This window comes from Clostridium sp. UBA5712 (genome assembly GCF_002419845.1).
Taxonomy (GTDB): Bacteria; Bacillota; Clostridia; order Clostridiales; family Clostridiaceae; genus Clostridium_J; species Clostridium_J sulfidigenes.
The window spans coordinates 210889-222687 of the sequence record NZ_DIGW01000017.1; the positions used below are offsets into that span (position 1 = coordinate 210889).

Annotated in this window: 13 protein-coding genes; 2 read left to right on the top strand and 11 right to left on the bottom strand. The window is 29.3% G+C overall.

Going from position 1 to position 11799, the window contains the following annotated elements; translation table 11 throughout:
- Nucleotides 1–27 precede the first annotated feature (27 nt).
- The 4 genes from B3B03_RS16895 to B3B03_RS16910 form a co-directional block, all read right to left on the bottom strand.
- Nucleotides 28–1122 carry a hypothetical protein gene (locus B3B03_RS16895; protein WP_346848901.1) on the bottom strand — a complete coding sequence of 365 codons (1095 nt, stop codon included), beginning with the start codon at nucleotides 1120–1122 and terminating at the stop codon, nucleotides 28–30.
- The gene (locus B3B03_RS16900) at nucleotides 1115–1981 is read right to left on the bottom strand and encodes a DUF1700 domain-containing protein (protein ID WP_346848900.1); all 867 of its coding nucleotides are present in this window, start codon (nucleotides 1979–1981) and stop codon (nucleotides 1115–1117) included. Before B3B03_RS16900 ends, B3B03_RS16895 begins: the two co-directional genes overlap by 8 nt.
- Complete coding sequence (locus tag B3B03_RS16905; protein WP_035132636.1) at nucleotides 1974–2309, bottom strand: PadR family transcriptional regulator; 336 nt, start codon at nucleotides 2307–2309, stop codon at nucleotides 1974–1976. Before B3B03_RS16905 ends, B3B03_RS16900 begins: the two co-directional genes overlap by 8 nt.
- A 361-nt stretch (nucleotides 2310–2670) precedes the next feature.
- Nucleotides 2671–3285, bottom strand: coding sequence for a superoxide dismutase (locus B3B03_RS16910; RefSeq protein WP_035132638.1), 615 nt, complete (start codon nucleotides 3283–3285; stop codon nucleotides 2671–2673).
- 192 nt (nucleotides 3286–3477) lie between these two features.
- Between B3B03_RS16910 and B3B03_RS16915 the strand changes: the two genes are divergently transcribed.
- Nucleotides 3478–4011 carry a DUF6512 family protein gene (locus tag B3B03_RS16915; protein WP_346877871.1) on the top strand — a complete coding sequence of 178 codons (534 nt, stop codon included), beginning with the start codon at nucleotides 3478–3480 and terminating at the stop codon, nucleotides 4009–4011.
- Nucleotides 4012–4094: 83 nt separating this feature from the next.
- Here B3B03_RS16915 and B3B03_RS16920 read toward each other — a convergent pair whose 3' ends face one another.
- Both B3B03_RS16920 and B3B03_RS16925 read right to left on the bottom strand, forming a co-directional pair.
- Complete coding sequence (locus B3B03_RS16920; protein WP_346878007.1) at nucleotides 4095–5474, bottom strand: sensor histidine kinase; 1380 nt, start codon at nucleotides 5472–5474, stop codon at nucleotides 4095–4097.
- Between the two features lie 4 nt (nucleotides 5475–5478).
- Nucleotides 5479–6165, bottom strand: a complete 687-nt coding sequence (locus tag B3B03_RS16925; RefSeq protein WP_035131911.1) for a response regulator — start codon at nucleotides 6163–6165, stop codon at nucleotides 5479–5481.
- A 154-nt stretch (nucleotides 6166–6319) separates the two neighbouring features.
- Here B3B03_RS16925 and B3B03_RS16930 point away from each other — a divergent pair, with 154 nt between their 5' ends.
- The gene (locus tag B3B03_RS16930; protein ID WP_346848898.1) at nucleotides 6320–7750 is read left to right on the top strand and encodes a sulfite exporter TauE/SafE family protein; all 1431 of its coding nucleotides are present in this window, start codon (nucleotides 6320–6322) and stop codon (nucleotides 7748–7750) included.
- Between the two features lie 136 nt (nucleotides 7751–7886).
- On the opposite strand, the gene B3B03_RS16935 is transcribed toward B3B03_RS16930, so the two are convergent.
- The 5 genes from B3B03_RS16935 to B3B03_RS16955 all read right to left on the bottom strand — a co-directional run bounded on the left by B3B03_RS16935 (nucleotide 7887) and on the right by B3B03_RS16955 (nucleotide 11783).
- Nucleotides 7887–8204, bottom strand: coding sequence for a cupin domain-containing protein (locus tag B3B03_RS16935; RefSeq protein ID WP_051823985.1), 318 nt, complete (start codon nucleotides 8202–8204; stop codon nucleotides 7887–7889).
- A 95-nt stretch (nucleotides 8205–8299) separates the two neighbouring features.
- Nucleotides 8300–8479: a DUF1858 domain-containing protein gene (locus B3B03_RS16940; RefSeq protein ID WP_035131910.1), complete on the bottom strand. Its 180-nt coding sequence runs from the start codon at nucleotides 8477–8479 to the stop codon at nucleotides 8300–8302.
- Between the two features lie 193 nt (nucleotides 8480–8672).
- Entirely contained in the window at nucleotides 8673–10376 is a 1704-nt protein-coding gene (gene hcp / locus B3B03_RS16945) for a hydroxylamine reductase (protein WP_346877872.1), read from the bottom strand.
- A gap of 208 nt (nucleotides 10377–10584) precedes the next feature.
- Nucleotides 10585–11133, bottom strand: coding sequence for a hemerythrin domain-containing protein (locus tag B3B03_RS16950; protein ID WP_346848896.1), 549 nt, complete (start codon nucleotides 11131–11133; stop codon nucleotides 10585–10587).
- An 11-nt stretch (nucleotides 11134–11144) separates the two neighbouring features.
- Nucleotides 11145–11783 carry a hypothetical protein gene (locus B3B03_RS16955; protein WP_346877873.1) on the bottom strand — a complete coding sequence of 213 codons (639 nt, stop codon included), beginning with the start codon at nucleotides 11781–11783 and terminating at the stop codon, nucleotides 11145–11147.
- Nucleotides 11784–11799 lie beyond the last annotated feature (16 nt).

Genomic DNA, 11799 nt, shown 5'->3' on the forward strand with positions numbered 1-11799 from the left:
TTAACTACACTCTTCCAATTCTAAAAGTTAATTATATAACTCCATTTCTAAATCAGTAGTAGATGAATGTTCAAATTCACATATATCATATCCAGATACACTTAATTGAAAATCCTTCTTTTTTCCTCTCCCTATATACCCTTCATAACTACTATTAGAAGTTACTGAATTAAAGTTTTCTTCATTACCTAAATCAGCTCCATCAAAGTATACTCTACCTCCAAGATTATCTTTTAAATTAACCTTCATAGCATAATTGTCAAAATCAGTGGTATACTCTACATCCCTTCCAACTAATATAACATTTTTTCCTATTGGCATGTAGGATTCTATATTTATATAATTAGCATTGATGGTAACATTATTAGGTAGCACTTTTCCTTCTCCATAATCCTTATAAGTACCTCCTGAATATACCCTAGCATTATTACAATCTATTTTAACATTTTCAGCATTTATAAATTCCCTTAAGTCTATTTCTAAATAATTGCTAGTTTTAATATTAATATTTTTAAGAGTATTATTATGTGGTAAATTTACATATCCCCCTCTAGGACTTGTAAAAATCAATGTATCTTTCAAAACTTTACTATCCTTTATTGTTAGGTTTGTATAATAATTACTATTAAAATTAATGTCTACTCCCACTGGAACTTCTATAACAATTTGAGCATTATTATTTTTTTCTTCCATAAGTGTGTAAATAATTGCATCATAAGATTTTTCAAAAAATCCCCTTATATTTTTTGCTTCAAAAAAATTATACATAGTTCTGTCTCCTACAACTTTAAGACCCTTTGTATTAGCATCATAGGAAGTTTGTACCTTCATATCATTTTCTATATATTCTAGTACCTTAACCCTTGTATTTTTATCTGATGAAGATTTAATTTCTACATTATACCCTTTATTTTCTAAGGATGAAATATCAACAACATCAACTTGTTTATCTGTTACGAATACTTCTCTTTCCGAAGGAGTTGCATTTATTATTTCTCTTTGAACTCTATAAACTTCATTTGCAATTTTAGGCATCATATATGCTCCACTTATAATGGACCCTGTAATTCCTACTGCAAGAAACACTCCAGCCACAATAAGAGATTTTTTCCATCTATTCATTAAATTTTTCCTCCTTATCATCTATATTTTCTGCTTTATAATCTACATCTATATCTTCTGTAAAAATAGGCTTTTCTTCGTAAGCCTTATCTTCTACAGAAATTTCTTCTATCTCTTCATTTTTCTCAGTAGCACTTTCAGTATTCTTCTCATTACCTTCAGTGTTTTCTTGTTGATTTTTAACTCTTACATACATATTTCTAGTTTTAACCCAAGATATATAGCTCACTACTAAGTATTTTAATCCTTTATATACTAAACAGTATAAGATCCAACACAAAATAATAAATCCAGTCCATGCTATACAAGCAAAGAATCCAAACACTCCCATAGATATATCAATTCCACACAGGAAGGCAGCTCCTAGATAACCTATAAAGTTTGCAATTGACATTCCAACAAGTCCTAAACCACTGGCTATCATAGACATAACTATTGTTAAAGCTGGGAAAAATAATAAAATACTTATAACAACTATTATTAATTTTACTCCAGCAGAAGATATCTTTCCGTTAATTACTGAATTGGAATCTAAAAATTCCTTAGTCTTATTACCTGCCTTTTTTCCTTGTCTCTTTACATTTTTCCAAAGATTTTTAGCGTCCTTAGAAACTTTATCTTTAAGTTCACTATTGCTACTACTTGTAGATTTGCCTTGTCCCTTCATCTCCTCAGTTAATTCTTTTGCAATGCTCTTAGGAGAACCTAATGTTTTTATAATCTCCTCATCACTCTTTCCCTGTAATTCTCCATTTAAGAAAAATTCTTCATAGTCTCTTAATATATCATTTATCTCAAGTTCACTAAAAGCTCCCTTTAAGTAATCCCTAAGTATATCTAAAAAATCATTTTTAGTCATTATTCTTATTCTCCTTCCTATAACATCCTAATATTAAATTTACATCCCTTACAAACTCATCCCATTCTTTAACTAAAGTACTTAAATTACCTTTTCCATAGTCTGTAATCCTATAGTATTTTCTATCTGGGCCACCTTCTGACTTCACCATATAGGTTTCAAAATTTCCTTCTGTAGTAAGTCTTCGCAATAATGGATATATAGTGCTTTCCTTTACTGACATAACTCTTGAAATATTTTCTACAATTTCATACCCATACATATCTCTGTCATTTATAAGTGTGAGAACACAGATTTCAATTACACCCTTTCTGAGTTGTGTACTCATATCTAAACCTCCTTTATTAAGTTTTAACAACATACTTTTCTTTATATATATTTTAACTATCCTTATACTATGTAAAACACAATAGTGTCTTAAAAAATATAGAAGTTACTGTGTATTACACAATCCTTCTAAACCTTTAGCAACTTCACTATGTAAAACATAGTAGTCCCTTTTAAATTTGGTACTACGTTTTACATAGTACCCTTACATACTTATGTTATCATAGTATCGTGTTATACACAATAGATACATATTGAAAATTTTATAAATATATTTAACTCCTATATTCTAATTAGTGTACAAGTTCTTTATATTAAAATAACCAAGGCTTTAAGCCTTGGTTATCCAATGTTAAACTAAATTATTTATAGCTTTCATATACTTCTTGAATCTTATCCCAGTTAAATAAGTTCCAAATACTATTAACATAATCTGGTCTTACATTCTTATATTTTAAATAATAAGCATGTTCCCAAACGTCGATTGTTACAAGTGGTTTTTTACCTTTACTTAAAGGAGATTCTTGATTTAAAGTAGCCATAACTTCTAGCTCACCATCACTATTTAAAACTAGCCATCCATAGCCTGAACCAAATTGTCCAATAGCAGCTTTAGAAACAGCTTCTTTCATATTTGCAACACTTCCAAAAGCTTTATTGATTTTTTCAAGTAATTCTCCCTTTGGTTCACCTTTTCCTCCTGGTGTTAAAATACTAAAGTAAAAATTGTGGTTTGCCACGCCTCCACCTTGATTAATAACTCCTTGACGAATTTCATTTGGAATACTATCTAAATTCTCTAACAATTGTTCTAAAGTTTTACCTTCAGTAAGAGCTTCATGTCCTTCAAGTAATTTGTTAAGATTATTTACGTATGTTTGTAAATGTTTGCCGTAGTGAGTTTCTACTGTTAAAGCATCAATGTGTGGCTCTAATCCATTGTATTCATAAGGTAATTTAATTTTATCATATGTCATTTTAATCCACCTACCCTTTCCATTTATAACATATGCTTATATTTTACCACTTTTCATCCATATAAGCACTAATAAAAATTTTTACTTACAATTTATTATTATAAATTATTTAATATATTATTCATTAATATTTCATATACATTAATATGTTCAAATTTATTTTAAAAATCAATAATTAAGGAGCGATATTTTATGAAATCCACACTATTAATGTGGGAATGCATTGGTGCAATCATGATTTTCCTAATAGGTGCATTAATACATTTTGGCTATGAAGCAACAAACAAATTATCTTTTACTTCTGGTATCTTTGCCGTTAATGAAAGTATATGGGAACACTGTAAGCTTACCTTTTGGTCTCCTCTAATCTTTGCTATTATAGAATATTTTTTCGTGGGTAAATATGTAAATAATTTTCTCTTTGCAAAGACTCTAAGCGCTTATATTACAACAATTTCAATGTTAGTTCTTTATTATGAAATGCTTAAAAAGAATGGCCATCACTCACTGCTTAAAGATTTAATTATCTTTGAAGTTAGTATTCTAATAGGACTATTAGTAAGTTATAACTTAATGTTACTACCTGAATTTCCACCAATAATGAATAAGATAGCCATTATTATGTTAGTTGGAGCTACATTCATATTTTACCTATTTACTTATTGTCCACCGAAGTTACCTATATTTTATTGTCCCGTATCCAATTCCTATGGTATCAAGAATTAAATTCTCACAACAAATATTATTAAAAATGACTGTATCAAAATTAACTAAATGTTAATATTTAATATAGTCATTTTTAAAATTTATTATACCTTAGGTATTTCTATTATAAATTCCGTTCCTTCATTAACTTCACTTTTAACTTTTATATTTCCTCCATGAGCTTCTATTATTGCCTTTGATATGGTAAGACCTATACCAGCTCCTCCTGTAGCTCTAGTTCTTGATTCATCAGCCCTGTAAAATCGCTGAAAAATATAAGGTAAGTGCTCTTTAGAAATTCCTATGCCACTATCCCTTATGTGTATTATTGCTATATTTTTTCCTTCATTACAGGTAATTTCAATTATTCCCCCTTGCTCAGTATATTTTATTCCATTTGAAATGATGTTTATTAACCCTTGAGTAATTTTATCTCTATCTACATTTATAATAAAAGTTTCTAATTTATTGTTCACACTGATATTTTTATCATGAAGTTCCTTTTCAAAATTAATTAGAATCATTTCTACTAATTCCTTTATATCAACTTCATTTTTATTTAAAATCAAATCTTCACTTTCATATCTAGAAAGATGCTCTAAGGAACCAACTAACCTACTTAATCTCCGTACTTCCTCATGAATACTTTGCAGCCTTTCTTCTGTAGGCTCCCAAATTCCATCTATTAATGCCTCCAGTTGTCCTTGCATGGTAGTTAATGGAGTCCTAAGTTCATGAGAGATATCCTTAGTCATGATTTTTCTTATCTTTTCTTCTTCATCTAAACTAAAAGCCAAAGTATTTACTGAACTAATCATTTCATTAATTTCTTTTATATTGCTTTCCTCTTTTATTTTATTTTTATATTTGCCTGTAGCTATGGGATTTGTGGCTTTAACTACGCTTCCTATAGGTTTACTTATTGAAGTAGAAATTAAAATTCCTATAAATATGGAGATACCTAAAGAAAAAATCCCCACAAAAATTAATATATTATCTAAGGTTTTAAAAAAAATCACATCAGAATCATTATAATAAAGGGGACCATAATAGCCTATTTCAAGAATCCCCGCATATTTTTCATCTATTTTCAAATTATATACTTCCTCAGTATAATCACCTTTATATCCTGGATTTACAATGCTCATATTGTAACCCATTCTACTCATCATTGCCTCACACATACTACTATTATGAGTTTTAGCACTCCATATTACATTATCTGAAATATCTTTTATGCTTATAATAAATCCATTATTTATAGCTTCAATCCCTATGTCTTCTATATTTTTATTATCCCATTGTCCATTTTTATAAGTATTACTTATATCTTTAATCAGTGATTTTTTTCTTCCTTCTATAATATCCTCTAGATATCTATTAAAGTTTTTTTTCATAAATATATGAGATGAAAAACTAATTAAAAGAATAATTGTCATAGAAAATAATAAAAAAGTCAAAGTAAGCCTATGTTTCAATTTCATCAAATTATTCACCACCAAACTTATATCCAATGCCGTGAACTGTTAATATATATTTAGGATTTTTACTATTTTCCTCTATCTTACTTCTTAAATTCTTAATATGGGAATCTATTATTCTATCATAAACATCACTATCATCCCCTAGAGCTCGATCAAGAAGTTCTCCTCTAGAGAATACTTTCTTTGGACTTTCACATAAAGCTAAAAGTATCTTGAACTCCGAAGGAGTTAATTCTACTAAATTATTACCTTGTCTTACCTCATAAGTATCTAAATTTATAACTAGGTCTCCCTTATTAAAGGATAAAACATTATCCTGTTTATAATTCAATGCTCTTTTTAACACTGCATTTACTCTAGCCACTACCTGCTTAGGGCTAAATGGCTTTGTTATATAATCATCAGTCCCTAGAGAAAAACACTTCAAGATACTTTCTTCCTCTACCTTGGCTGTTAACATTATTATAGGAACCTCTGATTCCTTTCTTATGATTTCACAAATTTTTTCTCCTGATATATCTGGTAACATTAGATCTAGTATTATTAATCTAGGATTGTATTGTTTATATTTATATATAGCTTCACTTCCATTTATTGCTGTTATAACACCATAACCAGCTTTCTTTAGATATGCTTCCAAAACTTCTAAAATTTTAACTTCATCTTCTACAATAAGTATATCCACTTGCATCTATACTCCTCCATTAATTTAAAACTTATTATAATATACTTTCTAATTATAATAAATCATTATGAAGATTCTATGTAGAATTCCTCCATAAAATCTACACAACTTAAATATATACTTTAGCTACTATCTTAAAATTAAGTATGAGGTGATAATTTTGTCTAATAAATCTATAACCCTAAATATTGATAATATGGTATGTACGTCTTGCGAGAATACTATAATAAGACATTTAAAAAAGATTTCAGGAGTTACAATTGTAAAAGCAAACTATACTAAGGGAACCGTCCATGTTGAATATGATGCTGAGAAAGTATCCTATTCTACCATAGTTGCTACTATTGAAAAATCCGGCTACAAAGTTACTAGTGATAAAAAAAAGAGTAACTCAGAACTTTTACCCATTATGGGAATAGTCCTTATAGCCTTACTTATGATACGCCTTGGCAAAGGTACTGGCGTATTTGATATGTCTTCTGCTTTAAGTAGTAAAGTTAGTTACATTGCTCTATTTACTATTGGTGTTTTCACATCTCTACACTGTGTGGGTATGTGTGGTGGAATAATGATGTCCCAAAGTATTACATCTTCTATTGTACCTGAAAAAAACAAATTTAAACCTGGACTTATGTATAATTTAGGCCGTTTAATTTCTTATACGGTTTTAGGTGGTATCGTAGGTGGTATTGGTAAAGCTTTTTCTCTTTCCTTTGGAGTTCAAGGCTTCATAGCAATAGTTGCAGGTGTATTTATGGTAATTATGGGTTTAAACTTATATGGTTTTAAAGCCCTTAGAAAATTTTCTATAAAGCTTCCTTGGAGTAACTGTAACTCCCAGAAAAAATTTAGAAACCCTCTTATAGTAGGATTTTTAAATGGGTTTATGCCTTGTGGTCCCCTACAGACAATGCAGCTTTATGCTCTAGCTTCTGGAAGTGTCATAGCTGGTGCAACTTCAATGTTTTTCTTTGCCCTAGGTACAATTCCTTTAATGTTAGGCTTTGGAGCTATTGCTAATGTACTTAGTCAGAAAAATTCCAAAAGATTAATTAAATACAGTGGTGGTATTATCATAATTTTAGGTATTATTATGGCTAATCGTGGCTTGTCTTTAATAGGAGTTAATTTAATGCCTAATTCCTTATCTTTAGGTGGAAATAATAATACAACTATATCCGATAAATCTTCAGCTAGTAAAGCAACAATTTCTAACGGAAAGCAAGTTATAAAGATTGCAGCTAATAATCAAGGATATACTCCAAATGTAGTTTATATTCAAAAGGGAATTCCTACAGAGTTTATAATTGATGGTGAAAGTATTAACTTCTGTAATAATAAAATTGTTATTCCATCTATGAATATTGAAAAGACTCTATCCTCTGGAGAAAATGTAATAGAATTTACTCCAGACGCTGGAGACATAAACTACAGCTGTTGGATGGGCATGCTTAGAGGAACAATAAAGGTAGTAGATGATTTAAATTCTATAAATGATTCTACTATACAAAATGATATAGATAGTGAATTTTATTATCCTTCTAATGATTCTAATAACCAATTTTTTAATGGTGGTTTTTCTTGCCATTAATAAAAAAAGAAGTATTAAGGAAATTTCCCTTTAATACTTCTTTTTTATATGCATTTTATATAATATCTACTTTTAAATAACTCTTTAATATTAATTCACTTACTAAATTCATCTATTAATATTATACTTTTATTTTTTAATCTAGAACTTCAGAAATAGTTACTAGTACCTTACTATCTACTTCAGCAATTATACTATGGTCTATTCTTGCATCGAAAGGAAGGAAATCACCTTTTTTTAATCTAAACTTTTCTCCTGTTTTAAATTCCATAGTTATATCACCTTCATATATTTGAATTGATGCATAACCATTATGAGTATGATAAGGCTTACCACTCCCTGCTACAAAGTTGAAGAATATAGTCTTAAACTTTTCATTTGATGCTATAACTTTAGTCCTAATATCTATATCATTCATACTTATAGGTACTAATATATTTTTATCTAAACTCATTTTTATTTCCTCTTTTCAAACTTATTTTGCTTCTTATAATACTTGTATACTAAGGTTCTATTATATATACATAAGTAAAATCTATGTGAAAGATATTAATTTAATGCAGCTAATAATTTCTCTATGTCTAATCCATGAACTATAGCAGCTTCTGCAAGAGTTTCTGCTTGAGCTGATGGGCAACCTACGCAACCCATACCAAAACTCATTAAAATTTCAGGAGCTCCTTCTTTCATTCTTATAACTTCACCTATTGTCATATCTTTATTTATCATATTCTTTTCCTCCTATAATTTGAATTTTTATATATAACTAATAATTTAAAATTATTAGTATCTCTTACAAGTTAAAGTATACTAAAACACTCTGCTATATTCAGTAACATAGGTTACATAATAGAAAATTTTTATAAAAAAAGTATTTAAAGGTAAACTCCATTTACCTTTGAATACTTCATTACTTGTAATTCTAGCTTTCCATGAACATTTTCATATCATCTTCTACATTAGTTATTCCACCAATACCAAAGTTATCTACAAGAACTTTAGCAACATTTGGTGATAAGAATGCTGGTAATGTTGGTCCTAGATGAATATTTTTAACTCCTAAGTATAATAGTGATAATAATACTATTACTGCTTTTTGCTCATACCATGCAATATTATATGATATTGGTAGGGCGTTTACATCATCAAGCCCAAAGACTTCTTTAAGTTTTAGAGCTATAACAACTAATGAATAAGAATCATTACATTGTCCTGCATCTAGAACTCTTGGGATTCCTCCAATATCTCCTAGGTTTAATTTATTATACTTATACTTTGCACAACCTGCTGTTAAGATAACTGTATCCTTTGGTAGTTTTTCAGCAAATTCAGTATAGTAATTTCTTGATTTGGCTCTTCCATCACAACCAGCCATAACAAAGAATCTTTTTATAGCTCCAGTTTTAACAGCCTCCACAACCTTATCAGCCAAAGCTAATACTTGATTGTGAGCAAATCCTCCAACTATTTGTCCTTTTTCTATCTCTGTAGGTGCTTTACACTTTTTAGCCATTTCTATAATCTTAGAAAAATCTTTTATGCCATCTCTATTAGCTTCTATATGTGCACATCCTGGCATTCCAGTTGCACCAGTTGTAAATAATCTATTCTTATAAGACTTATCTGGAATTACTATACAGTTTGTAGTCATAAGAATTGGACCATTGAACTTTTCAAACTCTTCCTTTTGCTTCCACCATGCATTTCCATAGTTTCCTGCAAAATGTTTATATTTTTTAAACTTAGGATAGTATTGTCCAGCAAGCATTTCACCATGAGTATAAACATCTACCCCTGTTCCTTCTGTCTGCTCTAACAACATCTCTAGATCCTTTAAGTCATGTCCTGAAATTAATATTCCTGGATTTCTTCTAACTCCAATATCTACAGTTGTTATTTCTGGATGCCCATAGGTTTCAGTATTGGCTTTATCTAATAATGCCATACCATCTACTCCATATTTTCCTGCTTCTAATGCAAGTGCTACTAAATCATCAACAGTTAAACTATCATCTAAAGTTGCAGCTAATGCCTTAGCCATAAATCCATGAATTTCTTTCTCATTATATTTTAGGTTCATAGCATGCTTCATATATGCTGATAATCCTTTTAATCCATAAGTTATAAGTTCTCTTAGACTTCTAATATCTTCATTTTCTGTAGCAAGCACTCCAACTTTTTCAGCTTTAGCATCAAATTCTATAGTATTATCTGCTGTCCAAGCTACTGCATCTGCCATTACTATTTCTTTCTTTTGTAGACCAAATATCTTTTTAAAGAAGCCTCCAGTTATTTTTACTTCTCCAACTTGTCCACCAGCACTAACAACTTTTCTTTTTAAAGTTTCTCTTAATTTTAAAGTTTCTTTTACTCTATTTAAAATAGCATCTCTATGGAAGTTAGCATTAGTAATAGTAATAAATAAATTTTCTGTAATATATTTATCTACTACACTATCAGTAACATTTACTTTTCTTCCTTCATTACTTACAATAGCTAATCCTTTAGTTACATATACTAATAAATCTTGAGCCTTTGCAACTTGCTCATCTTTACCACAAACACCCTTTATAGTACAGCCTTTACATCCTGCTGTTTCTTGACATTGATAACAAAACATTGACATAAATTTCTCATCTCCTATTAAATTGTTATTATTGCTTTTCACAAGTTAAAGTATACTAAAGTACAAAACAATATTCGGTAACATTCGTTACCAAAATTCAAAAGAATATATATTTTAATATGCAAATAAAATTTAGATATTAATAAAAATAAATAAAATGAACTTTAAGCACAAACTCTCATGTACTCAAAGTTCATTATTCCGATTATTAAAGATATTTTTTCTCTAACTCCTCTAATATTGAAGTATATTTTTTCATAACTTCAGTATTTGCATCTTCAAATTCAACACACTCTGCATTTACCTTTTCAATGATTTCTTGCTTTAATTCTCTAGTAGCAAATTTATATATTACATTATCTTCTTTGTCTATATGCCTTTCTAAAAGATGAGTATAAGAAATGGCATTAGCAATAATATCTAATATAGCTTCTTTATTACCTGATTTTAAATTTTCAAGTGCTTCACTTAGTCCTGTAATATAAAGTCTTCCTAAATCATGTTCTACAAGCATACCATATTTCACAGTCTTCTCTGCAATAAGTCCAAGCTCCTCCACCATCTTATTAAAAAGAATTACTTCTTCTTTTTTATGGTGATGTGCATCTGCATAATTTCTAATGAAATCTATCATCTTATAGAAATCTTCATAATTTACATTCTTTTCTTCTAGAGATTTGTAAGTAGCTTTTCTAACTACAGTAAGCATACGTTTAATATACTTATGCTCCTCCATCATTAAATCTATAGCATTCATCTTTTCTCCTCCTACTTTCTTTTAATGATTTGAGTTCCATCTCCTAATTCCTCATATTCATAGTTACCATTAACTTCATTAACAAAGGCCTTAATCCATAGTCCTCTTAAGCTATAGAAATAAGAAACATCTCCAGATTCTCTATTCCATATGTCCTTATGAACACAAATTCTTCTACTCCACTGTACCATATCTTCTGTAGACACTAGAACCTCATTCACTCTATCACATGGCATTCCATCTAATATATAGTCATTTATTCTATCATATATATCCATAGCATTACTTGCTGGGTCTAATTTTTTTTTAACTTCCTTAGCAGCTTTCATTCCTTGATGAATATAAATATTTTCTAATTTAGCCTTAACTTTTTCATTACTATTTAGTAATTTAGTTGTCCAAGCTGCCATTCTTCCCTCTGCTGAATGTATTTTCCCTTGTAGCCACCCATGGATATTACTTGTATCTATCATATCTTCTAAAGGAAGATTTGGCAGTTTTTCTCCATGATTTTCATTAATCTCCTTAGCTAATGAAGATACATCTAGTCCCTCTTCCTTAGCTAGATTAATTATTTCTTCCTCTAATCCTTCAAACCATAATATTTTGTTAAATAACCAATAATGTACTTTTCCAAGATATAAACTCATATTTTCTCCTCCTACA